Origin of the sequence: Microbispora sp. CA-135349, assembly GCF_050947365.1 — a bacterium.
Taxonomy (GTDB): Bacteria; Actinomycetota; Actinomycetes; order Streptosporangiales; family Streptosporangiaceae; genus Microbispora.
Window position 1 is genome coordinate 5,888,169 of sequence record NZ_CP192001.1, and the last position, 25,993, is coordinate 5,914,161.

General features: G+C 73.1%; 19 protein-coding genes. 6 read left to right on the forward strand and 13 right to left on the reverse strand.

Features of this window, described 5'->3' with window-relative positions:
• Nucleotides 1–51: 51 nt before the first annotated feature.
• Entirely contained in the window at nt 52–801 is a 750-nt protein-coding gene (locus ACQPZZ_RS27060) for a TetR family transcriptional regulator (protein WP_432923622.1), read from the forward strand.
• A 168-nt stretch (nt 802–969) separates the two neighbouring features.
• Complete coding sequence (locus tag ACQPZZ_RS27065) at nt 970–2,502, forward strand: LCP family protein (protein WP_432923624.1); 1,533 nt, start codon at nt 970–972, stop codon at nt 2,500–2,502.
• Nucleotides 2,503–2,613: 111 nt separating this feature from the next.
• Here ACQPZZ_RS27065 and ACQPZZ_RS27070 read toward each other — a convergent pair whose 3' ends face one another.
• Entirely contained in the window at nt 2,614–3,222 is a 609-nt protein-coding gene (locus ACQPZZ_RS27070; RefSeq protein WP_432923626.1) for a TetR/AcrR family transcriptional regulator, read from the reverse strand.
• Nucleotides 3,223–3,320: 98 nt separating this feature from the next.
• Here ACQPZZ_RS27070 and ACQPZZ_RS27075 point away from each other — a divergent pair, with 98 nt between their 5' ends.
• Entirely contained in the window at nt 3,321–4,196 is an 876-nt protein-coding gene (locus ACQPZZ_RS27075; protein ID WP_432923628.1) for an NAD(P)-dependent oxidoreductase, read from the forward strand.
• Nucleotides 4,197–4,332: 136 nt separating this feature from the next.
• On the opposite strand, the gene ACQPZZ_RS27080 is transcribed toward ACQPZZ_RS27075, so the two are convergent.
• From ACQPZZ_RS27080 to ACQPZZ_RS27110, 7 genes are all read right to left on the reverse strand, one after another.
• Nucleotides 4,333–5,328: an enolase C-terminal domain-like protein gene (locus ACQPZZ_RS27080; RefSeq protein WP_432923630.1), complete on the reverse strand. Its 996-nt coding sequence runs from the start codon at nt 5,326–5,328 to the stop codon at nt 4,333–4,335.
• Nucleotides 5,329–5,437: 109 nt separating this feature from the next.
• Complete coding sequence (locus ACQPZZ_RS27085) at nt 5,438–6,802, reverse strand: MFS transporter (protein WP_432923632.1); 1,365 nt, start codon at nt 6,800–6,802, stop codon at nt 5,438–5,440.
• Between the two features lie 17 nt (nt 6,803–6,819).
• Entirely contained in the window at nt 6,820–7,953 is a 1,134-nt protein-coding gene (locus ACQPZZ_RS27090; protein ID WP_432923634.1) for a VWA domain-containing protein, read from the reverse strand.
• Complete coding sequence (locus ACQPZZ_RS27095; protein ID WP_432934559.1) at nt 7,953–10,187, reverse strand: DUF5682 family protein; 2,235 nt, start codon at nt 10,185–10,187, stop codon at nt 7,953–7,955. The genes ACQPZZ_RS27090 and ACQPZZ_RS27095 overlap by 1 nt, the downstream gene beginning before the upstream one ends.
• 136 nt (nt 10,188–10,323) lie before the next feature.
• Nucleotides 10,324–11,379 carry an ATP-binding protein gene (locus tag ACQPZZ_RS27100; RefSeq protein ID WP_432934561.1) on the reverse strand — a complete coding sequence of 352 codons (1,056 nt, stop codon included), beginning with the start codon at nt 11,377–11,379 and terminating at the stop codon, nt 10,324–10,326.
• An 8-nt stretch (nt 11,380–11,387) separates the two neighbouring features.
• Entirely contained in the window at nt 11,388–12,758 is a 1,371-nt protein-coding gene (locus ACQPZZ_RS27105; RefSeq protein WP_432923636.1) for a DUF5691 domain-containing protein, read from the reverse strand.
• Nucleotides 12,755–13,744 (reverse strand): SWIM zinc finger family protein, encoded by a 990-nt coding sequence (locus tag ACQPZZ_RS27110; RefSeq protein WP_432934563.1) that lies wholly within the window; start codon nt 13,742–13,744, stop codon nt 12,755–12,757. The genes ACQPZZ_RS27105 and ACQPZZ_RS27110 overlap by 4 nt, the downstream gene beginning before the upstream one ends.
• A 121-nt stretch (nt 13,745–13,865) precedes the next feature.
• Between ACQPZZ_RS27110 and ACQPZZ_RS27115 the strand changes: the two genes are divergently transcribed.
• From ACQPZZ_RS27115 to ACQPZZ_RS27125, 3 genes are read left to right on the forward strand one after another with little or no spacing between them, the layout of a single operon-like run.
• Nucleotides 13,866–14,411: a DinB family protein gene (locus ACQPZZ_RS27115; RefSeq protein WP_432923638.1), complete on the forward strand. Its 546-nt coding sequence runs from the start codon at nt 13,866–13,868 to the stop codon at nt 14,409–14,411.
• Nucleotides 14,412–14,454: 43 nt separating this feature from the next.
• The gene (locus tag ACQPZZ_RS27120) at nt 14,455–17,460 is read left to right on the forward strand and encodes a helix-turn-helix transcriptional regulator (RefSeq protein ID WP_432923640.1); all 3,006 of its coding nucleotides are present in this window, start codon (nt 14,455–14,457) and stop codon (nt 17,458–17,460) included.
• Nucleotides 17,461–17,498: 38 nt separating this feature from the next.
• Nucleotides 17,499–19,004, forward strand: coding sequence for an aldehyde dehydrogenase family protein (locus ACQPZZ_RS27125; protein ID WP_432923642.1), 1,506 nt, complete (start codon nt 17,499–17,501; stop codon nt 19,002–19,004).
• Between the two features lie 204 nt (nt 19,005–19,208).
• Here the strand turns inward: ACQPZZ_RS27125 and ACQPZZ_RS27130 are convergent, their stop codons facing one another.
• The 5 genes from ACQPZZ_RS27130 to ACQPZZ_RS27150 all read right to left on the reverse strand — a co-directional run bounded on the left by ACQPZZ_RS27130 (nt 19,209) and on the right by ACQPZZ_RS27150 (nt 25,798).
• On the reverse strand, nt 19,209–19,994 hold the full coding sequence (locus tag ACQPZZ_RS27130; protein WP_363638902.1) for a ThuA domain-containing protein: 786 nt from the start codon (nt 19,992–19,994) through the stop codon (nt 19,209–19,211).
• 271 nt (nt 19,995–20,265) lie between these two features.
• On the reverse strand, nt 20,266–21,516 hold the full coding sequence (locus tag ACQPZZ_RS27135; protein WP_432923644.1) for an epoxide hydrolase family protein: 1,251 nt from the start codon (nt 21,514–21,516) through the stop codon (nt 20,266–20,268).
• Nucleotides 21,517–21,518: 2 nt separating this feature from the next.
• Nucleotides 21,519–22,034 carry a MarR family winged helix-turn-helix transcriptional regulator gene (locus ACQPZZ_RS27140; protein ID WP_432923646.1) on the reverse strand — a complete coding sequence of 172 codons (516 nt, stop codon included), beginning with the start codon at nt 22,032–22,034 and terminating at the stop codon, nt 21,519–21,521.
• A 109-nt stretch (nt 22,035–22,143) separates the two neighbouring features.
• Nucleotides 22,144–25,113 carry an AAA family ATPase gene (locus ACQPZZ_RS27145; RefSeq protein ID WP_432923648.1) on the reverse strand — a complete coding sequence of 990 codons (2,970 nt, stop codon included), beginning with the start codon at nt 25,111–25,113 and terminating at the stop codon, nt 22,144–22,146.
• Between the two features lie 13 nt (nt 25,114–25,126).
• The gene (locus tag ACQPZZ_RS27150; protein ID WP_432923650.1) at nt 25,127–25,798 is read right to left on the reverse strand and encodes a hypothetical protein; all 672 of its coding nucleotides are present in this window, start codon (nt 25,796–25,798) and stop codon (nt 25,127–25,129) included.
• Nucleotides 25,799–25,993: the final 195 nt, after the last annotated feature.

Consider the following 25,993-nt stretch of genomic DNA (forward strand, 5'->3'; position numbering starts at 1 on the left):
GCGACTGAAGCTCTTGAGACATCGAGGATCGGTTTGAGTAGGATTCCGGGCATGACCGCCGACGACCGCTCGCTGCCGCTGCGTGAACGCAAGCGGCTGCGCACCCGGCGCACCATCGCCGACATCGCGCTGCGCCTGTTCACCGAGAGGGGCTTCGACGCCACCACGGTGGAGGAACTGGTCGACGAGGCGGAGGTGTCACGCAGCACGTTCTTCCGCGCGTTCGCGACGAAAGAAGCGGCGGCCGTGGAGGCCGAAAACGAACTGTGGGCGGCCTACCTGGGAGAGCTCGCGGACCACCGGCCGCCCGGTATGACGCCCGGTGACACGGCGCTCAGTGATATGGCGCCCGGTGACATGGCGCCCGGTGACACGGCGCCCGGTGACACGGCGCCCGGTGACACGGCGCCCGGTGACACGGCGCCCGGTGACACGGTGCTCGCCGAACTGTGTGACACCCTCGCCCGCGCCGCCGGCGTCCTGCCGCCCGACTGGGACCACCGCTACATCCTCACCCGGCGCCTGATCCTCACCACTCCCGCCCTCCTGGGCCAAGTCGAGTACCAGCGCACCGGGGTGGAAAAGCAGGTTGTCGCCTGTCTGGCGGAAAGGCTCGGCCTCGACTCCGATGACCTGCGGCTGCGTATCCTGGCCGAACTCGCGACCACCGCCTGGAGCGTCGCCGCCCGCGACTGGGTCCGCGACGACGGCGCCGGCGGCCGCCGGGCCCTCACCGACCGGCTGCGCAACGCCTTCGCGGCCATCCCCGACGCTCTGAACCTCTCCCCGCGCGCGTCATGACCCGCGACCCGGGTCCGGCCGGCCGCACAGCCCGCCACCGGCTGTCCGGTCTCCGATCGCGGGCCGGTTCCCAGGACAGGGGCGAGCCCTGGTCAAGTTCGGGTACGGACTTCCCCTCCTCGTGGCTGCCACCGGTTTTCCACGGCGTGGGTCGCTTCAATGTGAGGCGTGATCACCCCTGATCTGGCACCTCGGGAGAGCGCCGCGCCGGTGACGCGTCGCAGCGGGGCGGCGCGCGGAGCCGCCGCGCTCATCGGCTGGGTGGCGCTGTCGGCGGTGCTGCCCGGCGCGGCGCACCTGCGAGCGGGCCGGTTGCGCGCCGGGCTGCTCCTGCTCGGTGGCCATCTGACCGTGGTCGTCTCCGTCGTGTGCGTGGCGGTCGGCGCCGACGCGGGCCTCGCCGGACGCGCGCTGGGGTGGCTGGGCCAGATCTCCATGGTGTTCCTGGCCTGTTCCCTCGCCTGGTTCTGGCTGGTCATCCGCTCGTACGTCGTCCTGCGTCCCGGGCGGCTGCCCCGTTCCTGGCAGATCCTCACCGGGCTGGTCGCGGGCGTGCTCGCGGTCGTCGTCGCGGTCCCGTTCGCGGTCGCCGCCCGGTATGTCCGCGTGTCCGAGCAGACCCTCGACGCGATGTTCGCCGCGCCGGCCGCGACCGGCCAGGCGGGCGTCGCCCCGCAGCGGGACGACCCGTGGGCGGGCCGTGACCGGGTCAACGTGCTCCTGCTCGGCGGCGACTGGGGCGACAACCGGATCGGGATGCGCACCGACAGCATCAACGTCGCCAGCGTGGACGTGCGGACCGGCAACACCGTGCTGCTCGGCCTGCCCCGCAATCTGGAGCACGTCCGCTTCCCCCCGGGCAGCCCCATGGCCGTCCGGTTCCCCTTCGGTTTCCAGCTGCCGGAGTATCGCCCCGGCTGGCGCGAGGACCTGCTGTTCTCGGTGTGGCAGTACGCCGACGACCATCCCGAGCTGTTCGGCGGGCGGCGGCACATGGGCGCCGAGGTCCTCAAGGAGACGATCGGCCACATCCTGGGCCTGCGGATCGACTGGTACGCGCTGGTCAACATCTGGGGCTTCGCGAAGATGGTCGACGCACTCGGCGGGCTCGTGATGACGGTGGACCGCGACATCGTGTACGGCCTGTACGACGAGGGCGTCGTCAGGGCGGGCACCCGGCGGCTGAACGGCACCGAGGCGCTGTGGTACGCGCGCTCCCGCACCTACAGCGACGACTTCGACCGGATGCATCGGCAGCGATGCGTCCTCGGGGCCCTGCTCTCCCAGGCCGACCCGGCCACCGTGCTGTCGCGGTTCACCGAGATCGCGGCGGCCACGCGCAGGATCGTCCGCACCGACGTGCCCCGGCCCATGCTGGAGCATCTGGTGCCGCTGGCCTGGAAGGCCAAACACGCCGCGATCACCAGCCTGCAGTTCGTGCCGCCCCTGGTCAACACCGCCTACCCCGACTGGGACCGGATCCGGCAGCTCACCGCCAAGGCGATCCGCGCCTCGGTCCACACCCCGGCCGGCCCTTCCGCCACGCCGTACGGATCCCCGCCCGCTCCCTCGTCGGCTCCGGCGCCGCACCGGCACCGCCGCTCCCCTTCGCCCTCTCCCGCGCCCACGCTCACACCGCCGGGGACGCCGAGCCCGATCGGCGACGGCTGCGCCCCGCCGCCCCCGGCGACGGCCCGCTGAGCCCATCGCGTCTCCTCCAACCCGTCGGCGGGCGAGGACACGTCACGCGCCGCGCACACAGGATCGGGCGCACAGGACCGGGCACACAGGACCGGGCGCACAGGACAGGGCTCAGCCCCGCCCTTCGTCCCGGCGTTCCGCGGCGCCCGTCTCGTACGACCCGACCAGGCGGGCCAGCTGACGGCCCGCCGCGCGCAGGGGCTCCTCGCTGCGGTGCACCTGGGCGGTCACCTCTGCGCCTTCCAGCGTGCTGATGACCGTGGTCGCCAGGTCCCGCGCGTCCTCCTCGCGGAAGCCCGCGCGCAGCAGCTTGTCGTACACCAGCCGCTCCCAGCCGCGCAGCGCCGAGGCGCACACCCGCTGGATCCCGGAGTCCGTGCCCAGCGTCTCCAGCGCCGCCGCCGTGACGGGGCAGCCGTCGACCCAGCCGGATTCGCGTAGCGCGGTGGAGAGCCGCCGGGCGCAGGCCTCGACGGCCGCGGCCGGGTCCTCCTCACCGTCCAGCGCCGCGCGGAGGATCGCCGCGAACTCCTGCTCGCCGTGCTCGATGGCGGCGACCGCGACGGCCTCCTTGCCCTCGGGGAAGAAGTGGTAGACCGAGCCGAGGGTGGCCCGCGCCTCCTGGGCGATCTGCTTGATACCCGTGCCCACGTAGCCCTGGCGCTGCAGGAGGCGCGAGGCGGCGATGACGATCCGGTCTCGGGTGCTGATCTCGGCCATATCCGCAGCCTACTGGTTAGAGCGTTCGTTTTAGGGCTGTGCTAGATTTCGTCGTACTCTAGATAGAGCGTTCGTTTTAGTACCTGTGGAGGTCCTTAGTGAGCAGCAAGCAACACGTAACCGTCATCGGACTCGGTCCCATGGGGCAGGCGATGGTCCGCGCCCTCCTCGCCGAGGGCCACCCGGTCACCGTCTGGAACCGCACGGCCTCCCGCGCCGACGACCTGGTCCGGCAGGGCGCCGTACTCGCCGGCACCGTGGAGGAGGCGCTGATCACGGGCGACCTGGTGATCCTGAGCCTCACCGACTACGACGCGATGTACGCCGTTCTCGAGCCGGCCGCGCACGCGCTGAACGGCCGTGTGCTGGTCAACCTCAGCTCCGACACCCCCGAGAAGACCCGGGCGGGGGCCCGCTGGGTCACCGGGCACGGCGGGGTCCACATCACCGGTGGGGTCACCGTGCCGCCGTCGGGCATCGGCAAGCCGGAGTCGTCCACCTTCTACAGCGGCCCCCGGGAGCCCTTCGAGGCCGCCCGCCCCACCCTCGAAGTCCTGACCCGTACGGACTTCCGGGGTGAGGACCCCGGACTGGCCGCGCTGTTCTACCAGATCGGCATGGTCATGTTCTGGACGTCCATGCTCAGCTACTGGCAGGCGATCGCGCTCGCCGACGCCAACGGCCTCACCGCCGCGGACATCCTGCCGCACGCCACCGACACCATGGCGTCGCTGCGGGGCTTCCTGGCCTTCTACGCGGCGCGCATCGACGCCGGCAGGCACGACGGCGACGTCGACCGCCTGGCCATGGGCACCGCCAGCGTCGAACACGTTCTGCACACCAACGCCGACGCGGGCGTCGACACGACCCTTCCGGCCGCCGTCGTCGAGCTGTTCCGGCGCGGAATGGACGCCGGCCACGCGGCCGGCAGCTTCTCCAGCCTGGTGGAGCTGATGAAGAAGCCGGCGGCGTGACCGATGAAGGCGGGTGCCCGCGAGGTCACCCGTCCGATGAGCGCGGGTGAGCGTCTCCCGGCCGAGCCCGCCGAGGGCCGGGGCCGGCCGGACGCCCGGCCGGCCTGCGCCGGGTGGCTCACCTGCGTCGTCCCTGTCAGACGCGGAACGACTCGCGGGCCATGCGGCGTACGCGATCCTCGTCCACGGTGTGCCCAAGACCGGGCTGGGTGAGCGGCACGGCGACGACCCCGCCGGAGGCGTCCACCGGCGGGAGCACCACCTGGGCGCTGCGCGGCGGCTCGGCCACGTCGCTGGGCAGGGAGCAGCCGGGCAGGCTGGCGACGGCGACCGTCGCGGCCCGGGCGAGCCCGGCGCCGAGGCCGCCGGCGCAGACGATGTCCCACCCGGCCTCCATCGCGTGGTCGTGCGCGAGCCGTACGGCGCCGAGCGAGCCGAACTTCGCGGGCCGCAGCAGCAGCGCCCGGCCCGCCTTGAGGCCCACCGCCTCGTCGAGCTCGGCCACGGACGCCACCTCGACCGCGACCGCGGCCGACACCCGGTCCTGCAGGTCGGCGCTGGTCAGCAGGTCCTTGAAGGGACGCTCGATGGCCACCACCCCGTAGGCGTCCAGCGCCTCCAACTGGGCGATCTCGGTGTAGGCGCCACGCCCGTCCACCGCGATGGCCAGGCCGGGGTAGGCCGCGCGCACGGCGCGCAGCGGCTCCACGTCCCAGCCGGGGTGGACGTCCAGCGTCACGTGCCCGTAGCCCGCGCAGACGTGCCGGTTCACCCGGGCGACCATGCTCTCCAGCGAGCGGTCCGCCGCCAGCCGCACGGTCGCGATCAGCGACGTACGGCTGCCGCCGAGAGCGTGGGCGAGCGGGACCCCGTTCATGCGGCCCCACAGGTCCCAGCAGGCCATGTCGCCGGCCGCCCCGCCGGGGGTCTCCCCCAGCTCCGACGGGTGCTCCCAGTCGCGGCCGACGAGCTCGGGCAGGATCCGCTCCAGCGCCCCGGCCTTCCCGGGATCGACGGCCTCCCCCCAGCCGACCATGCCGCCATAGTCCGTGATCTTTACCAGGACGGTCTCCGGACGCCTGCCGTACGGCAGGGTCATCCTGAAGACCTCCAGCTCCCGGACACGCGGCACGTCTGGATCCCCTCACTTCTTCCCCGGATCCCCGAGGGCGGCCGTCCCGGCGGCACCTCGGGGCACCGCGTCCGGCCGGCCTGCTCCACGGCGGGATCTCCGGGATTGCCTAGACCTCCATGGTGCCCGCTTCGCGGCGGTGCTCGAAACGGCCGCCGACGACCGTGGCCGTGCCCGCCATGACGACGAGCAGGCCCAGGCACGACAGGTAGACCCACGGCTGCCCGCCGTACGCCGCGAGCAGAGCCCCGGTGATCGCGACGGCGACGACCGAGAAGACCGACTCGCCGACGCTCAGCGACGCGCTGTTGCGGCCCTCCTCCCCCGGCGCCGACAGCTCGAGCACCAGCACCGACAGCGTCGGGAAGACCATGCCGATGCCCAGCCCGGCCACCACCCAGCCGGCGAAGACCACGACGGCCGGCGTGGCGGGGATGACGATCAGAGCGGTGACGCAGATGCCGGCGGCGATCAGCGTCGCGCCGAGGCGGATCGTCAGCGCCCGCGCGTGGGGCCTGCGTCCCTGGATCCACGAGCCGAGCGACCAGGCGAGGGCGCCTCCGGTGAGCGCGAGCCCGGCCTCGGCCGTGTTCAGGTGCCGCTCCTGCACCAGCATCAGCGGGACGAACACCTCGGCGGCGAAGAACGACCCGGCGGCCAGGCCGCGCAGCGCGATCACGGTCGGCAGGCCCCGGGCGGCGCGCAGCGTCCCCTTGGGCAGCAGCCTCGGCAGCGTCAGCACGAGCACCACCAGCCCGGTCACGACGAGGGGGACGCCCGCACCGGCCGCGCCGCTGCCGTACTGCAGCAGGGCCGCGCCGATCGCGGCGCACACGCCCCAGGCGAACCTGGGCAGGAAGGCCCGGCCCATCGCCTCTCTCGGCTGCCCGCTCACCGCGGGCAGGCCCCGCCACATGATCAGCGCCGCGGGGACCGACAGGACCGCCACACCCAGGAAGATCCAGCGCCAGCTCCAGGTCTCCGCCACGACGCCGGTGACGGCCGGGCCGACCACGGACGGCAGCACCCACGCCGCGGCCAGCGTGGAGAACACCCGCGGATGCATGGCGGAGGGGTACGCCTGGGCGACCAGGACGTACAACGCCACGTTGAACAGGCCGCCGCCGAGCCCCTGCAGGAACCGGCCCACGAGGAAGACCTCCATGGCGGGCGCGAACCCGGAGACCGCCAGCCCGGCGACGAACCCCGCCACGCCCGTCCACAAAGCGGGGTACGGCCCCCGCGCGTCGCTCCAGCGCCCACCGGCCACCGTGGCGATGACGTTGGCCGCCATGCCGCCGCTGAACGCCAGCCCGTACAGGTGGTAGCCGTTCAGCTCCCGGCCGATCAAGGGCATCGCGGTGGCCACCGCCAGATACTCGAACGCCACGAGCATCACCAGGGCCACGACCCCGACGCTCAGAGCGCGGTATCGCTGGCTGAAGACGGCGGGGGCGGTCATTACCGAAGACATGATACGGACATTACAAATCACCGTCCCGGCATGGAAATGCGACCTTGGTCGTAGGACCGGCGTTCGATCGCGGCCGCCATGAGGCCGGGGAAGGCGTCGGGCGTGCAGGCGAAGGCCGGGACTCCCATCGCGGCCAGCGCCGCCGCGTTGTCGCCGTCGTACTGCGGCGCCCCCTCGTCCGACAGCGCGAGCAGCACGATCACCTGCACCCCCGCGGCGGTCATGGCGGCGATCCGGCGCAGCATCTCCTCCCGGGGCCCGCCCTCGTACAGGTCGCTGATCAGCAGGAAGATCGTGTCGGCCGGCCGGGTGATCAGCTTCTGGCAGTAGGCCACGGCCCGGTCGATGTCGGTGCCACCGCCGAGCTGGGTGCCGAACAGCACCTCGACGGGGTCGCGCAGCCGGTCGGTCAGATCCGCCACGGCCGTGTCGAAGGCCACGAGCGAGGTCTTCAGCGAACGCATCGAGGCGAGCACCGCGGCGAACACGCCGGCGTACACCACCGAGGCGGCCATCGAGCCGCTCTGATCGACGGCCAGCACGACCTCCCGCTGGACGGTCCGCTGTCCGCGGGCGTACCCGACCAGCCGTGACGGCACGACAGTCCGCCGCTCGGGCAGGTAGTTGCGCAGATTCGCCCGGATCGTGCGATTCCAGTCGACCTCGGCCGCCCTCCTGGGCCGATGGTTCCTGGCCGAGCGGTCGAGGGCGCCGGTGACGGCCGCGAGGGTGCGCCGCGTCAGCCGCGCCTCCAGCTCCCGCACCACCGTGCGGACGACGGCGCGGGCCGACTCGCGGGCCCGCTCGGGCATCAGCCGGTTCAGCGACAGCAGCGTACCCACCAGGTGCACGTCGGGCTCGACGGCCTCCAGCATCTCGGGCTCGAGCAGCAGCCGGGTGAGGTCGAGCCGCTCGATGGCGTCCTTCTGCATGACCTTCACGACGCCGGAGGGGAAATGCTCCCTGATGTCCCCCAGCCAGCGGGCCACCCGCGGCGCGGACGCGCCGAGGCCGCCGCCACGCCGCTCCTGCTCGTCGTAGAGGGCCGTGAGAGCGGCGTCCATCCGGGCGTCGGCTCCTTCCAGCGTCCCCTCGGCCGCGCCGCCCAGCACCAGCCGCCAGCGGCGCAGCCGCTCGTCCTCGCCGTCCATCAGGGCCTCCCGCCCGTTCCGCGTCCCAGAATCTCGCGCACGGTCCGTACGGCTCCCGCCGCCAGGGCGTCGTCGTAGTCCGCCGCCTCGTCGCCGTGCGGGGAGCCGGAGCGGAGCGCGGCACCGGAGCGGACCCTGCGGCCGATCATCCGCCGCTCCGGTTCCGGGAACACCCCGAACGTGCGCCGCAGCAGCGGCAGCACGTCCACGAACTCCTGGGAGGACAGGCCGGTGAGCCAGGTGTCCACGGTGGCGAGCAGGCGCGGGTCGTGGACGAGCAGCAGGCCTCCCCCGGACAGGAAACCCTCGATCCAGGCCGCCGACCGGGCCGGGGGGTTGCCGGGCGACATCGACCGCGCCATGCGGGCGGACACGTCGTCCTCCAGGGCCTCGGCGTCGAACAGGATCCGCGCGATCCGGCCGTCGAGCAGCCCCGGCAGGTCGTCCCGCCGGGCGATCCCGGCCAGGGTCGTGAGCCACCGCTCACCCTTCATCAGCCCGGCCGCGGTGTGGACGCCCTCCAGCAGCGCCGCCATCTCGCGGGCCGCGTCCTCGTCCAGACCCGTCAGGGCGGGGGACAACCCGGCGCAGATCCGCGCGAGCATCGACTCGGTGACGCCCGCGAGGCCCTCGGTGCCGCGCACGTCCCCGTACCGGCGGGCCCGCACGAGGGCGGGCAGCGCCCCCATGAGGTGGCGCACCTCGCCGTCGAGGGCCGCCCGGTCCTCGATCCGCGCCAGCACGTACGGCAGCGCGTCCGGCAGGTGGGCGAGCAGGCAGCGCTCGACCAGCGCGGCCAGCTCGGGCAGGCCCGCGCCGCCCGCGAGGTCGCGGACGCGGGCCGTCGCCGCCGCCTCGACCGTGATCCCCCACACAGCGGCCTCGATGAGGGCGACGTCGAGCTCCGGGCGCCACTCCAGCGTCCAGCACTCCTTGAACGTCCCCTTGCCCCGGGCCGGCCGGGGCGTCCCCCAGGGCACGTCCAGCAGGGCGAGCCGGTGCAGCAGCCGGCTGCGGCCGAGGTCGAGCGGCCTGCGCAGGTCGAGGTCGTGCTCAGCGGCCGTGGCCTCCGGCTTCATGCGCAGACGCCGCTGCTCGTCGCGCAGATCCCGCCGCAGCGGCACCATCGGCGTGGAGTCCGGCACCCGCCCGAGCCGCTCCCCCACGACCATGCGCCGCTGGACCAGCTCCACCGGCAGCTCGTCGCCGCCGCACAGCACCGCCCTGACCGCCTCGGTGACCTCCGACAGCCCGGCGAGCGGCCTGCCGCGCAGCGCCGCCAGTCCCCCGGCCAGCCGTACGGCCTCGATGACGTGCGCGGAGGAGACGGGCAGGTCCTCCTCCCGCAGGATCGCGGCGGCGCGGGCGAGCCAGCGCTCCACCGGACGGTCGGGCGCCGAGAACAGGTGTTCATACCACCCGGGCGCGGCGACGCCCGCGCCGTAGCCCGCGCCCGCCGCCAGCCGGCCGTGGGTCCACGGCACCCACGTCACCTCGGCCCTGACCTTGGGCAGGCCGCGCAGCAGCCGCTCGTCCTCGCCCGCGGACGGGATCGGCACGGGCGGAACGGCCACGGACGGGATGGGCACATACGGGACCGCGGCAGGCGGGACCGTGGCAGGCGGAGTGCACTCGGGCAAGGTCAGCGCGGGCAGGTGCCATGCCCCGCAGACCACCGCGATCCGGGCGAAGCCCTCCCGCACCGCCTTCCGCAGCGTCCTGCGCATGTACGCCTCGCGCCGGGCCTCGACGCCCTCCGCGACGTGCCCGTCGCGCACGGCCCTCATCGCCTCGGCGATCACGTCGAGCGTCCCGGCCTCGCCCCGATGCTCGATCAGGTCCTCCCACCACCGTTCCGGGTCGTCGTACCCCGCCGCGCGGGCCAGTTCGCCGACGGGGTCGCGGCGTACCGGATCGGCGTCCAGCGCCAGGCTGTGGGCGGCGGGCAGGTCGCAGAACCGCACCTCGGCACCCGCCCCGACGGCGTAGGAGATCGCCTGCCACTCGGGCGAGAACCGCGCGAACGGCCAGAAGGCGGCCCGCGACGGCTCCCCAGGCACGTACGCCAGGAGCGCCACGGGCGGGCGCATGCCGGGGTCGGCGGCGAGCGGCACCAGGCCGTCGGCCTCGGGCGGGCCCTCGACGAGCACCAGGTCGGGCCGGATCCTGCGCAACGCGTCACGCACCGCCCTGGCCGATCCCGGCCCGTGGTGCCGCACGCCCAGCACCGACACCTCCGGGCCGCCCCGGTCCTCGCTGGCGCCCGCACGGCCTCGGCGAGTTTCGCCGTCCCGGTCTCCCCCGCGTCTGCCCGTGCCGGGCGTCTCGCTCGGGATCGCGTGTGGACCGGGCGAGGCGCCTGCGGCGATCTCAGCCGGCATCGCGGCAGGCCCGGTAGAAGTCACGCCAGTCGTCGCGGTCGCGGACGACGGTCTCCAGGTACTCCTGCCACACCACCCGGTCGGACACCGGCTCCTGGACCACCGTCCCGACGATGCCGCCCGCGACGTCGGCCGGGCGCAGCACGCCGTCGCCGAAGTGGGCGGCGAGCACGATCCCGTTGGTGACGACCGAGATCGCCTCCGCCGTGCTGAGCGTGCCGCTGGGCGACTTCACCTTGGTCCGCCCGTCGGCGGTCACCCCCGCGCGCAGTTCCCGGAAGACCGTCACCACCCGGCGGATCTCCTCCAGCCCGGTCACGGTCTCCGGCAGCTCCAGGGAGCGGCCGAGCTGCGCCACGCGCCTGGCCACGATGTCCACCTCCTCCTCCACGGTTGCCGGGACCGGCAGCACGACGGTGTTGAACCGCCTGCGCAGCGCGCTCGACAGGTCGTTGACCCCGCGGTCGCGGTCGTTCGCGGTGGCGATGAGGTTGAAGCCCTTGGCCGCCTGCACCTCCTCCCCCAGCTCCGGAATCGGCAGCGTCTTCTCCGACAACACGGTGATCAGAGCGTCCTGCACGTCGGACGGCATGCGAGTGAGCTCCTCGACCCTGGCCAGCCGCCCCTCCGCCATCGCGCGCATGACCGGGCTCGGCGTCAGCGCCCGGCGGGAGGGCCCCTCCGACAGCAGCCGCGCGTAGTTCCAGCCGTAGCGGACGGCCTCCTCCGCCGTGCCGGCCGTGCCCTGCACGAGCAGGGTCGAGTCGCCGCTGATCGCCGCGGCGAGGTGCTCGGACAGCCAGGTCTTGGCCGTGCCGGGCACGCCGAGCAGCAGCAGCGCCCTGTCGGTGGCGAGCGTCGCCACCGCGACCTCGACGATCCTGCGGGGACCGATGTACTTGGGAGTGATCGGGCCGCCGTCCCCCAGCACGTAGGTCGTCACCGCCCAGGGCGACAGCCGCCAGCCGGGCGGGCGCGGCCGGTCGTCGGTCTTGGCGAGGATCGCCAGCTCGTCGGCGAACTGGTCCTCCGCGTGCGGGCGCATAACGGTCGTCAAGCGAGCTCCTTCAGCATGTCGAAGCGGAAGCGCAGAATCGCGGCGAGTTCGGGGACCTCACCGGCGTGCTCGTGCGCCGCCGGGTCGAACCGCTCGCCTGCCAGCCGGATCAGCTCGCCGGCGTTCCACGGCTGGGTCCGCGTGGTCTCGACGATCTTCTTGAGCACGGCTCTGGCCAGCCGGTCGCCCCACGGTCGCGGCACGCCGCCCAGCATCATGACCATCTGGCCGTCCACCGGATGGCCCGCCACCAGCTCGGCCGCCCGGAGGGACTGCTCCTCGGGCGGGAGCACGGCCAGCAGGTCGGTCAGCGGCTCGGCCTCGAACAGGGCACGCGCCCATGCCGGGTCCCGTTGCAGGATGGCGGCCCGGGTCCAGCCCATCCGGACCTCCCGCTCCCAGTCGCCGATGCGGGCTCCGGCGATCTCGTCCGGCGGCATGCCGAGGTGCTCCGGCCAGAACGACAGCGGCGTGTGCGCCACCACCTGCTGCAGCCACCAGCCGCGCGTCTCCATCCCGGCGGGCGGCCGTGCACGGACGCCGTCACGCTCCATCGCGCCGTCGCACGCCGCCGGCGGCTCCGCCCGGAGCCCGGCGCCGCTCCCGGTGACGAGCCGGCGCGCCCGCGCGGTCATGCGGCGGGCCAGCCGCGACCGCGGCAGCCGGGTGAGGAGGTCGGCGGCGGCCTGCCGTACCTCGCGGCGCCGGTCGTCGAGCACCGTCTCCAGGAACGGTTCGTCGGCCATGCCCAAGCCGTCCGCGAGGATCGTCACGAAGACGGCCCGGTCCTCCGGTGTCTCCGCGCTCCAGCCGCGCTCCAGCAGTTCGCGCGCGGCCGCGGGGTCGCGGCGCCGCAACGCGGCCAGAAAGGCACGCCTGTCGCCGCTCGTGCCGAGCTCCCACACGTCGTCGTGCGGCACGTGCGTGGGCTCGGCCAGCAGGTACGCCCAGGCGGAGTTGAGGCCGGCGAGCCAGCGGCCCCGGGCTCCGGTGACGGCCCCCAGGCAGGCGCGGATCGACCGGTCACGGGCCCCGAGGTCGAGCAGCCCGGGGATCGCGCCGGCCGGCACCCGCACCCGCCGGGCGGCGGCCGTCTCCAGCCACTCGGTCAGCAGCCTGCTCTGCTCGCCCGCGAGCATCCGGGCCAGCCGGTCCGCGGCGGCGTCGGACACGAGCGGCAGCGCCTCCGCGGCCGCCGGGGCGGGTGGCCCGCCCCGGCCCGGCCGCCGCCCCGCGCGTGTCCGGATCACCTGCTCGGCCGCCTGCTCCAGCAGGCTCTCCGGAGGGACGGCGCGGCGGTGGGCGCCCACCAGCGCGGTGGACACCAACTCCTCCCATGAAACGGTCGTCAGGCGGCGCGAGGTCATGAGCGCACCACTTTCCCCTCCTCGTCCCATGCGGTGAGCGGGATCACCCCGCGCGGCGTCCACTCGGCGGCGACCGTGACGGGCCGTCCGCCGGAGACGGCCAGCAGCCGCCAGGGGACGCCGGCGGACGGGTGCAACGGCAGCGCGTCGCCCTCCTCGCCGGCGAGGCCGTCGAGGCAGGGGATGACACCGGCGAGCACCAGCGGCCACGAGTCGGTCCACGGATCCGCCGCGAGCACCTCCGCGATCAGCGCGGGCACCTGCGAGACCTTCGTCCCCGGCGGCGGTCCTGCGCCGACGGGGCCCCGTCGTTCGGTCACCAGAGCCCGCAGCGGCGAGGCCCCCGGATAGAAGGCCAGGTCGCCGTCGAACGTCGTGCCCGGCGGCGGAAACGACTCGAGCGGCTGCCCGACCGGCGCGAACGACAGCACCATCGCCACCCGGCCCGTCGTGCGGCCCGCCAGCCACACGCGCCGCGCGACCAGCCGCTCCTGCTCCTCGTCCCGCTCTCCGAGGACGTCCCAGTGGTCCCGTACGGCGGGGGTCGCCAGGACGGACTCCCTGGTGACGGGGAAGCCGACCCGCGCCCGCACGGTCTGCCGCAGCGGCTCGGGCAGCGCGGCGGCGCGGCGGTGGGCGACCGCGAGCAGGTGCAGCAGTGCGTACTCCCCGAGGAGAAGGCCCGGCCAGTCCTCCGCGCCGAGCACCCGCGAGAGCCGGGCGACCGTCCCCGCCACTCCGGGGGCCTGCGCGTCGATCAGCCTTCTGGCAAGGTCGTCCCAGTCCGCGAGGCCCGTCTGGCGGTCGCGCGCGATCCCCTGCGCGATCCGGTCGGCCAGCCACCGCTCCAGCTCCGACAGTCCCGCGGCGACCCTGTCCTCCCGTTGCTCGGCCTGGGCGCGCCTCGCCGCCGCCCGGCCGGACGCGCCGGCGCCGGTCCCTGCGTCGCCCGCACTGCGGGCGGCAGCCGGGCCCAAGCGTTCCATCACCCGCCGCACACTAGCCACGGCCCCTGACAAAAACCGGGCCCGGCCGCAGGGGGTTCCAGCGGTGCGGCGACGGGCACGGCGGGCGAAACCGTCGGTGCCGACTGGCAGGATCGCCCCCATGAGCGACATCCCCGAGACGAACTACTCGAAGAAGTGGGACGACGATCCCAGGGCCACTCCTCCCCTCGTCGGCGACGAGCGGGAGATCCTCACGGCCTTCCTCGACTGGCACCGCGAGACGTTCGTGCTCAAGTGCTCCGGCATCCCGCGGGAGCGTCTGTCGGACAAGGGGGTGCCGCCGTCCGGGCTCAGCCTCCACGGCATCCTCCGGCACCTCGCGAGCGTGGAGCGGTGGTGGTTCCGCATCCAGTTCGCCGGTGAGGACGTGCCGCTCCTCTATTACTCCGACGACGACCCCGACCAGGACTTCGGGGATCTGGACGGGGACGCCGACGAGGCGTTCGCCGTGTGGCGGGCCGAGTGCGAACGCTCCCGCGAGATCGTCGCCGCCGCCCGCTCTCTGGACGAGACCGGTGTCCACCGCGCCACCGGGCAGCCGGTCTCGTTGCGCCGCATCCTGGTGAACATGATCGCGGAGTACGCCCGCCACAACGGGCACGCCGACCTGCTCCGCGAGCGGATCGACGGCGCCACCGGCCATTGACGCCGCCGCGGTTCTGTCGGGGCCCCGTGCCATACTCACGTGCGTGGTTGCGCGTACGCCGCAAAAGGCACTGATCGGGCGTTCGGCCGAGCTCGATCGGCTTGTGGGTGTGCTCGACGCCGCGGCGGCCGGGCTCGCGGGGGTCGCCCTGGTGGGCGGCGACGCGGGGATCGGCAAGACGCGGATGGTCACCGAGCTGTGCGACATCGCGCAGCGGCGGGGGTTTGTGACGCTCGTCGGTCAGTGCGCCGAGCTCGGCGACGCCCTGCCCTACCTGCCGCTCGCGGACGCCCTGCGCGGCGGCGCCGCCGATCCCGCAGGGCCTGTGGGCGCGGCCGTCGCGGCCCGTCCCGCGCTGCGGCGGCTGCTGCCCGGCGACGAGGCGGGCCCGGCGGAGGCGACCAACGGCGGGCTCGCCCAGCAGCGCCTGTTCGGGTCGGTGCTCGACATGCTGTCCGAGGTGGCCGGGCAGCGCCCGGTCCTGTTCGTGTTCGAGGACCTCCACTGGGCCGACCGTTCGACCCGCGACCTGCTGGTCTTCCTCACCCGCATGCTGCAGCGCGAGCGGGTCTGCCTCGTCGGCACCTACCGCACCGACGACCTCCACCGCCGCCACCCGTTGCGCCCCGTCCTGGCCGAGCTGCGGCGGCTGCCGCTGGTCACCCCGGTCGAGCTGCCGCCGCTCGGCGACGACGACATGGCGGAGTATCTCCACACCCTCGACGGCGAGGGACCGGCGGGACCGGTGGCGGGACGCGGCCTGGCGACCGTGATCGAGCGCGCCGGAGGCAACCCGTTCTTCGCCGAGGAACTGCTGGCGGCCAGCGCCGACCGGACGCGGCTGCCCGGGACGCTCGCCGACCTGCTGCTCGCCCGGGTGGAGACCCTGTCGGACACCGCCCGCCAGGTGCTGCGGGTCGCCGCGGTGGCCGGGCGCCGGGTCGGCCACGACCTGCTGCGTGACGCGAGCGGGCTCGGCGACCTGCCGCTGGAGGACGCGCTGCGTGAGATCGTCTCGCGGCGGCTGCTCACAGCCGGCGACGACGGCTACGCGTTCCGGCACGCGCTCCTTCAGGAGGCCGTCTACGACGACCTGCTGCCGGGCGAACGGACCCGGCTGCACACCACGTTCGCCGCGCTGCTCGCCGAACGCGGCGGCGCCCCCGCCGAGCTGGCCCATCACCATCTCGCCGGGCACGACCTGCCGGGCGCGCTGCGGGCGTCGGTGGAGGCAGGCCGGATGGCCGCCGGGCTGGGCGCGCCGGCGGAGGCGCACCGGCACTTCGAACGGGCGCTTGAAGTCTGGGACCAGGTGCCGGAGGCCGAACGGCTGGCCGGGGAGAGCCGGGCGAGGATCGCGCTGGCCAGCGCCGCGGCGGCGGCGGCGGGCGGCGACTACCATCGGGCGGCCGAGCAGTTGCGGCGGCTGCGGCGCGAGACGGGCGACCCGGTCCTGATCGCCGAGACCGGCGAGCGGCTGTCCTACTACCTGGCGGACGCGGGCGGCGACGAGGCCGAGGCGATCACCGTGGCCCGGGAGGCCGTGGACCTCGCGCCGCACAGCCCGCTGCTGGCCAGGGCCCTGGCCACCTACGCCCGTGCCCTGTTCCGCGACTACCGCTACGACGAGGGGGCCGCGACCGCGGCCAGGGCGCTGGAGGCGGCAGAGGCGACCGGCGCACGCGACGCGGAGGCCAGTGCCCTCGTCACGCTCGCCCTGTTCGAGGAGGAGTCGGCGAGCGACGTCGAGCAGGCTGTCGACCTGCTCACGCGCGCGACCCGCCGGCCTTCGGGCGATCTGTCCATCGACCTGCGGGCGCACTTCAACCTCGCCCGCATCCACTACGAGAACGGCGCCCTCGCGGTGGCCGCCCGCATCACCGAGGACGGCGTACGGCTGGCCGGGGAGACCGGGCTCACCTGGAGCACCTACGGCACGGACCTTCACTTCCTGCAATACCTGGTGCATTACGCGGACGGCGACTGGGACACCGCCGAACGGCTGGCCGGAGGGTTCGGCGTGCGGGTCGGCACCCTGGCGGAGGCCCGGCTGTCGTCGTTCGCCCTCTTCGTGGAGGTGGGCCGGGGCCGCCCCGGCGCCGACGAGAGGCTGCGGTGGCTGACCCGGTTCTGGTCGGACGACCTGGTCAGCTACATGGCACGCGGCATGGCGGCCGAGCAGGCGCTGTGGCGCGGCGACCCGCAGGGCGCGCTCGACCACGTCACCGCGGTCGTCGGGGCGCTCGAGCCGTTCGACCCCAGCCTGATCCGCATCGCGGCCACCGGCCTGTGGGCGCTGGCCGACCTCGGGCGGACCGGCGAGCCCTGCGACGACCTGCTGCGGCGGGCACGGCGGGCGGCGGAGAACGGGCCGAACGGCCCGCGTGCCCGGCTGGGGCCGGAAGGGCTCGCCTGGCTGGCCCGCGCGGAGGCCGAGTGGCACCGCGCCCACGGCACGGCCGATCCGGAGGTCTGGCGGCGCGCCACCGAGGCCTTCGGCTTCGGCTTCGTCTATGAGGAGGCGCGGTCGCGGTGGCGGCTGGCCGAGAGCCTGCTGCGGACGGGCGACCGTGCGGAGGCCCGCGCCGAGTGGGAGCGCGCCGTGCGCGTCGCCGGCGCGCTGGGCGCCGGGCCCTTCTTGGAGACGCTCAGGTCGGTCGGCGTGCGAGCCGGCTTCCCGGACCCGACGGCGACGACAACCGCCACGGCCACCGGCGCGACGGCCGCCGCGGGGACCGCTCCCGCGCCGGGCGTCCCCGCCGCGCGGAACGGGGCACACGCGCCGGGCGGGACCACGGGCCGGGAAGCCGCGCGGGACCCGGGCCGGCTCGCCGCGCTCACCGCACGCGAGCGGGAGGTGCTGGCCCACGTCGCCGACGGCCTGGGCAACCGGGAGATCGGCGAGCGGCTGTTCATCTCGCAGAAGACGGTCAGCGTGCACGTCTCCAACATCCTGGCCAAGCTCGGCGTGACCAGCCGCACCCAGGCCGCCGCGGTCGCCCTTCAGGAGGGGCTGTCGCCGGGCGCTCCGGACGGAAATACTGTGTAATCGAGGCTCGGCACCAGCAACAATTCCGGAGGTCAGCGGTGACTCGGCAGATCGTTTCCGTCGTCGCGGGTGAGGAGCTCTCTTCGGGCACGCCGTACGAGTCCGTCAATCCGGCACGGCCCGCGGAGACGGTGGCGACCGTCCTGCTCGCCGACGCGGACGGCTTCGCCGGCGCCTGCCGCGCCGCGGCGGCGGCGCAGCGGGAGTGGGCGCGGGTTCCCGCTCCGGTGCGCGGACGGGTGATCGCCTCGATCGGCCGCCTGGTGGAGGCCAACACCGAGGCACTGGCCCGGCTGGTCACCGAGGAGATCGGCAAGCCGTACGCCGAGGCGCTGGGCGAGGTCCGCGAGATCGTGGACACCTGCGACTTCTTCCTGGGCGAGGGCCGCCGCCTCTACGGGCAGACCGTGCCGTCGGAGATGCCCGACAAGAGCCTGTTCACCTTCCGGGTCCCGGTCGGCGTGGCGGCGGTCGTGACGGCCGGCAACTTCCCGGTGGCCGTGCCCTCGTGGTATCTCGTTCCCGCGCTGCTGTGCGGCAACGCGGTGGTGTGGAAACCCGCCGAGTACGCCGCGGCGTCCGCGCACGCGCTCTACCGGCTGTTCGCGGCCGCCGGGCTCCCCGACGGCGTGCTCAACCTCGTCTTCGCCGACGGCGACCAGACGTACGCGGGCCTCGACCGCGCGCTCGGCGAGGGCACCGTGCAGAAGGTCGGCTTCACCGGATCCAGCGCGGTCGGCCGGGTCGTCGGCGAGCTGTGCGGCCGGCACCTGCAGTCGCCCTGCCTTGAGCTCGGCGGCAAGAACCCGATGGTCGTCATGCCGGACGCCGATCTCGACCTGGCGGTCGAGGGCGCCCTGTTCTCCGGCTTCGGCACCGCCGGTCAGCGGTGCACCTCTCTCGGCACGGTCATCGTCCACGAGGACGTCCACGACGAGTTCCTGCGCCGGTTCACCTCCGCCGTGCGCGACGCGAAGATCGGCGATCCGAACGGCGACGTGCTGTACGGCCCGCTCCTCGACCACAAGTTCGCCGAGCGCTACGAGGAGTATCTGAGCTGGGTCCAGCCGCACCACACCGTGCTGCCCGGCCCGGTCGGCCGCATGGACGGCGAGGGCCTCTACTACCACCCCGTGGTCGTGGACGGCGTCCGTCCGGACGACCGGCTGTTCCTGGAGGAGACGTTCGGCCCGATCGTGGGCGTCACGACGTTCTCCACCCTCGATGAGGCGATCGACCTGGCCAACCGGCCGGGGTACGGCCTGTCGTCGTCCATCTACACCTCCGACCCCACGGCGGTGTTCCGCTTCCGCGAGGGCGTGTCGGCCGGGATGGTCAGCGTCAACAACTCCACCTCCGGCGCGGAGGCCCACCTGCCGTTCGGCGGGAACGGCAAGTCGGGCAACGGCAGCCGGCAGAGCGGCATGTGGGTGCTCGACCAGTTCACCCGCTGGCAGGCGATGAACTGGGACTACTCGGGCCGCCTGCAGAAGGCGCAGATGGACGTGTCGGAGATCACGCCCGACCTGGGCTTCCGGCTCTGACTCGCAAGGACCGCCGCCGCGGCGACCCGCGGTCCTGACACGCACGGGCACCCCGCCCGGCGACCCGCGGTCCTGACACGCACGGGCACGCCGACCCGGTGATCGCACCGGGCGGCGTGCCCATCACATGCCTTCCCAGGGCGCCTCGGGGGATCGGCCCCGGCACCACGGGTCATCACGAGGTGTAATGCTCCCCCCGCGTGCTCAGTTGGGGTCGCAGGGGAAGCTCGCCGCTCCGGCGGTCATCTTGATGCCGCCGAGCAGGTGCTTCAGGAACAGCGGGTCGCTGTAGGCCTCCTTGGTGTGGCCCATGCCCGTGTACCAGGAACGCCCGCCGTCGTAGTTGTGGCACCAGGCGATGGGGTGGTCGCCCATCGCGCCGGAGCCGGGGTTGTAGGACTTCTCGTCGAGTTCGGCGAGCACGCGCACCCCGGCGTCGCGCGGGTTGGTGCGGTAGTTGTACCACTCGTCCCAGCGGTTCCAGCGGTTCGGCAGCCCGCGGTTGGACGCCGCGCCCTGGCCCACCATCTTCACCGTGGCGTTCTGCTGCGCCGGGTGGTTGCGGAAGTAGGCGCCGACGAGGCCGCCGTACCAGGCCCAGTTGTAGCCCGAGTCCCCGGCGGCGTGCACGCCGACGAAGCCTCCGCCGTTGCGGATGTAGCGCTCGAACGCCGCCTTCTGCTCGGGCTGGCCGAGCGGGTCGCCGGTCGTGGACATGAAGACGACCGTCTGATACTTGGCGAGGTTCGCGTCGGTGAACTGGGCCGCGTCCTCCGTCACGTCCACCACGAAGCCGTTCTCCTGGCCGAGCTTCTGGATCGCCGCCTCACCGGCGGGGATCGAGTCGTGCCGGAATGCGGTGGTCTTGCCGAAGACGAGCACGCGGAACTCGGAGTCGTCCGCGGGGGCCGCGTTGGCGCCGGTAGCGGCGAGCGCCGGCGCGACGATCGCGGACAGCGCCGCCAGAGCGAGCAGTCGCTTGCGTGACATGGTGACAGGTCCTCCATCTCATGCGCCCTGGACGCCGTGCCCGCCGGGGGGGCGGCGGGCCACGGGTCCGGTGACGGAAGGCGGGGGCCGTGCGCCGGAACGGCGGCCACGGCCCTTAAGTGGGCGCCAAGTTACCGGCTTTGCGCAAAAGTTGGAAGAAGTTAAGTAAAAATTTCAAGGACTTTCGATCGCGGTAGGACAAAGTCATGGCCAGCTCCTGTCCGGCACACGCTTCCCCCGCCGCCCGGGTGCCCCCCGCGAGGAACGCGGGTCAGCGCCGTCCGCGGAAGGTGCGCCGCAGGTCGTCCACCCACTCGCCGGGGATCTCCCAGGGGATGAAGTGGCCGCCGCGCTCGTGGGCGTTGAGGTTCACCAGGTTGTACCAGCCGGCGCGGTCGCCGTCGAGGAAGTGCCGCACCCGCTGGTCCGTGCGCACGCCGGGCGGGTTCTCATAGCCCACGAAGGTGATGCCGGTGGGGGCCTCGACAGCCGGCCGCCGCTCGTGGGACGGGGTCCAGGGGTAGCGGTTGTTGTTGGCGTAGGTCCGTATCGACGTGCCGATCGAGTTGGTCGCCCAGAAGATCATGGCGTGGGTGAGCAGGTCGTCCTTGGTGAAGACGGTCTCGACGTCGCCGCCGTTGTCGCTCCAGTTCGCCCAGCGCTCCAGGATCCAGGCGAGCATCCCGGCGGGTGAGTCGGACAACCCGTGGGCGAGCGTGCTCGGGGCGAGCACGTGGGCCGCGAGATGGACGGCGAACCGCCTCTCCCACGCGACGACCTGGGCGTGGACGTCGGCGGGCAGGCCGTCCGGAATGGGCCTGCCGCCGCTGAGGTCCCAGGCCCGGTCGCCGTTGAACAACGTGAGCTTCTGGCCCGACCCGATGTGGATGGCGTGCAGCTCGCCGGCGTACTTGTGGCCGAGCTGTCCGGTCACCATGGCTCCGACGTCGCAGCCCGCCGCGCCGTACCTCTCGTAGCCGAGCGTCTCGGTCATCAGCGTGTGCCAGAGGTCGGCGACCTTCCAGAAGTTCATGCCGTGGTGGTGTGGCAGCGGGGTGGAGAACCCGAAGCCGGGGAACGAGGGCACGATCACGTCGAACGCCTCGGCCGGGTCGCCGCCGTACGCGCCGGGGTCGGCCAGCGGATCGACGACCTTGGACCAGTGCCAGAACGTCCAGGGCCAGCCGTGGGTGAGGATCAGCGGCGTGGGGGCGGGACCGGCGCCGGGCCTGCGCATGAAGTGGACCGGCACGCCCTCGATCTCGATGCGGTAGTGCTCGTAGGCGTTGATGGCGGCCTCGGCCGCCCGCCAGTCGTACCCGTCGCGCCAGTAGTCGACGAGTTCCCGCAGGTAGGCGGCGCTCACGCCGTAGCGCCAGTCGTCGTTGCCCCCGTCGTCGGGCAGGCGGGTCAGTTCCAGGCGCCGCCGCAGGTCGGCGAGCACCTCGTCGGGCACGTGGATCGGCTCGGGCTCCAGCGGGAACGGCCGGGTCCCGGCGGACGGGGTGGTCGTGGGGCTCATCGTCATCTCCTCGTGCTGTCGCGCGGCGTGTCCGTGCCGGAGTCGTCTTCACCGGCTCCCCGTTCGATCGGCGGGCCCCCGATCGCACTGGAATGCAGTTCGACCATGCGGGCCAGCGCGGGCAGCGCCGCCGCGATGGCCTCCCGCTCCGCCTCGGTGAGCAGGTCGGCGAGCTCGGCGAGCCGGGCCATGCGCTCGGCGCGCCGCCCGTCCACGATCGCGGCGCCGGCGGCCGTGACGCGGACGAGGACCGCCCGGCCGTCCGACGGATCGGGGTGACGCTCCACCAGGCCCTCGCGCTCCAGCTTGGTCACCATCTGCGTGATCGCCGACTGCGTGACCTGTTCGCTGCCGGCGAGTTCGGTGAGCCGCTTGGGGCCGTCGCCCGCCAGGGTGTGGAGCACGGACAGGGTCGTGAAGCTCAGCCGCCGCTCCGCGGGCAGCCGGATGTGCATGCGGGTGAAGTCTTCGAGCACGCGGGTCAGACCGGCGATGCTCAGCTCGGCGAACTCGGGCACGCGCCGAACTGTATCAGAAACTTAATTAAGTCACTAAAGCGAATGGCGGCCAGAAAACCGCCGATCCCCGGCGGGCCGGGCCCGCCGGGGATCGGATCGTGAAGGCGCCTCAGGCCTCCGGGCCTCTCCTGCCGTCGTAGCCGAGCAGCCGCATCGCGACCTCGGGGTCCATGGCCGCCGCCAGCAACTGCGCCCGTTCCGCCGCCCGGTCCCTGGCCTCCTCGGCCCGCCGCCGCCCCGCCTGGTGGGAGCGGACCAGCAGGACCGCGACCGCGATGCCGCCGATCACCGCGACCAGCGCGACGGTCAGCAGGACGGCCGTGCCGGCGGGCACACCGCCGACGGCGGCCGCGCCTCCGGCCCGGCCCTGAGCCTGGGTGAGAACAAGGGCCCCCAGCAGCACGAACAGCACCACCACCACGACGACGCCGACGACCGCCCACAGCGCGCCGTACGACCCGCGGGACCGCTCGGCGGGCGGCGGCCCGGCCGGCGGAACCGGGGAGACCGGTGGCGACGTGCCGCTCCACGGCACGAAGTCGGGTTGCGCCGGCTGCGCCGCCGGGACGTGCCCGTTGCCGCCGGCCAGGCCGTTCGGCGGCGGGGCGACCAGCACAGGAGCGGAGCCGCCGGAGGCCGCCACGACCGACGCCTCGATCGCCCGCACCCGGGGCAGCGGGAGCTCGACCGGAACCGCGCTGTGGGTCCGGTGGGCCTCCACCGCGGCCGTGTGGTACGCCTCGATGTCCTCGTAGAACTCGTCGGAGGTGTAGACGCCGCCGTCGATCAGCGGGCCTGTCCTGCCCTCGATGACCGCGACCACGTCGTCGCCGTTGAGCGTTTTGTGCTGTTCCAGGGCGTGCGCGACCGACAGCACCTCGCGCCGGTTCTCCCTGAGCAGCTCGGCGGTCTTCTCCAGCAGCCGGCTGAGGTTGAACTCGATCCGCTCGGGAAGCATGTCGGGCACCATCTCGTCGCGCCGCCCCGCCGGGGTGCCGGTGAAGCCGATGCCGCCGCCCCCGGGCCGCGGCTGGGCCGCCCTGCCCTCACGCAGGCCGAGCTCCTGCAGCGCCGGCAGCGAGGCCACCCCGATGCCCATGCCCCAGTGGGCCTCCATCAGGCCGGTGATCGCGGTCGCGTTCTGCAGGTCGCCGGAGACTCCGGAGGAGTTGTCCTCGCCGAAGAACATCCGCTCCCCCGCCAGCGAGGCGAGCGACACCATGATCTCGGCCTCGTACTCCGACTTCCACATGGTGAACTGGTCTTCCGGCTTGATGCTGGACACCATGCCGAGGTAGTCGGCGCCCTTCTCGATGGTCGCGAGGTCGATCTCCAGATGGTGCCGGGTGCGGTAGGCGACGACCGCGTGACACGCCTCGTGCACCGCGACCGCGTGCCGCTCACGCTCGATGTACTCGACGTCCTCGGGCGGCCCGAGCTGCTTCAGCCGCTTGGCCCGCACGACGTCCGACCAGGTGATGGTCTCCCGGCCGTCCCGGATCGCCGTGATCAGCGACTCGTTGACCAGGTCCTTGATGGTCGCGCCGGTGGCGTACGGCGTGATCGTGGCGAGCTTGTCGATCTGCTCGCCGGTGAGCTGGTGGCTGACCTTGTCGAAGTAGCCCTTGTACGTGCGGATCCGGCCCGCTTTCGAGGGATAGCCGACCTTGTAGATGCGGTCGATGCGGCCGGGACGCAGCAGCGCCTCGTCCAGGGCCTCGGGCAGGTTGGTGGCCATCATGATGAGGATGCGGTACTTCGGCGGCGGCTTGGGCCGCATGCCGAGCAGCCTGCGCACGTGGCGGTTGACGAAGCCGCGCGGCTTCTTCAGGCCGGAGATCTCGGTGAGCAGCGCCTCCAGCGTGCCCATGCCACCGCCACCGCCGCCCATGCCCCCGCCGTACATCAGGCGGTTGACGAAGGCGCCGGTGCGCGGCATCCGCGCGGGCGGGGCCTCGGGTGCCGGACCGGCGGCGTGCCGGCCGAGCACGGTGCGCGTGTGCGGACCGAGATAGGCGAAGCCGTTGCAGCCGGCCCCGTGGAAGGAAGCAGGGCCGAACGGCGCCGGCGCCGACCTGCCCCAGCCGCCGGGCCCGCCCTGGGCGAGCGCGCCGCGGTTGCCGAGCGAGTCGGCCTCGTCGAAGAAGACGATGACGCCGCCGTACCGCAGAGCCAGCTTGCGGAGTTTGCGGAACAGCGACTTGACCTTCAGAACGCCGACGCCGAAGAACATGTTGATGAACGCGCCCGGGTCGACGAACACGTACGGCTTGCCGGTCGAACCGGCGACGGCCTCGGCCATCAGCGTCTTGCCGGTGCCGGGCGGGCCCCACAGCAGGATGCCGCTGGGCACGTAGCCGCCCCTGGCCTCGATCTCGTCGGGCCTCTCCAGGAAGACGATGTTCTCCTTGACCCGCTCGACGACGTGGTCCTGGCCCCAGACATCGGAGAACCGCGTCTTGATGTCGTCGGGATAGTAGACGTCGACACCGCCCCGCGACAGGAACCAGAAGATCGCCACGAACTGCCCCACGGCGACCACCATGATCAGCATGTACTGCAGGACCGTGGGAAGGAAACCCCACACGGTGGCCGGCACGCTGAACAGCGCCTGCAGCGGCGAGACCTGCTGCAGCTTGCCGAGCACCAGCGCGATGACCGCGATCCAGACGACCCACTTGACGGCCCGCGCGATGCGGTAGCGGTTCCAGTCGTTGAACCTGCGGTGGGTCCAGCGGTTCCAGCCGCCGAAGACCTTGTGCGTCCAGAACCGGTGATAGCCGGCCGAGCGCTCGCTGATCAGGAAATGGATCTGCCGGAGCACCTCGACGCCGAAGAGCCACAGGATCCAGGACGCGTCCCGGACGGTCAGCACGAGGGCGTCGTAGGGGGAGATGATGCCCTCGTACGTGACGGTGGTGTTCCAGAGCAGGACGCCGAACGCGACGGCGAGCAGGATCAGGAACTTGGTCCGGTCCCACAGCGGCAGGCGTTTCCTGGTGAGAGGGTCGCGGTCCACCGGACCCGACCCCGGTTCGCGAAGCCCCTCGTGGTGCTTCGGTGGGAGGGCCGTGCTCATGTGAGGGGCTCCTTCACGGGTTGATGAGGCGCTTGACCTTGAAGGACTTGACGATGGTGTCGATCTCCGCGGCCCGCTGGCGGTAGCACGCGGGCGAGCAGCGGATCAGGAGAGTGGAGGCCGTCGTCCCGTCGGCGGACAGGTAGGCCGTCCTGTCGAACGTCTGCACCGGCCCGTTTTCCACCCGGTAGTTGTAGACGGTGCGGACGCCGCGGACCCCGTCCGTGATGGGCAGCATCTCGTCGGCCAGCAGCTCGAAACCCGACAAGCCGGCCACCTCGAACGCCTTCCGCTGCTCCTCCGTCAGCGGCACCGGCATCGGAGGGGAGGCGCGCAGCAGGTCGAGCGACGCCGCGTTCTGCTCGACCTCGCTGAGCTTTTGCACCTTCGCGAGCACGAACGGCTTGTCGTCGGCGCCCGCCGAGCCCTGCAGCAGGTGGAGGAGGGACGGCTTGTCGTACGCGTCGAACGCCGTCGTCCACAGCGACTGTTTGGTGAGCTGTGCGGTGGCCGACTCCGTGTCGCCGATGAATACCTTGTCGAGCGCCTTCTGGTCGATCTGCCGCCACGATGCCGGAACCTTGAAGTAGGTGCCGCCCGAATCGTCGCGGACGTAGGTGTACTGAGGGCCGGCACAGCCGGACAGCAAGGAGGCGGCCACGACCGCCCCCACGACCGTTCCCACCGCCCCGGTCCTTACCCGCGGTCTTTCCACCAGGGCCCAACCTCCGCTTTGCGGGTCTACGAGGTAGTAGTGCCCGTTTTTTTAACTTTCCATCTCACGGTAAGTCGGCGACGCGCCTTAAAACTAGACCGAATCTTGTCCGGATTTTGATTCCTCCTGTTATCGGAATTCCCCTCGCGCCACCGGCCGGAACCG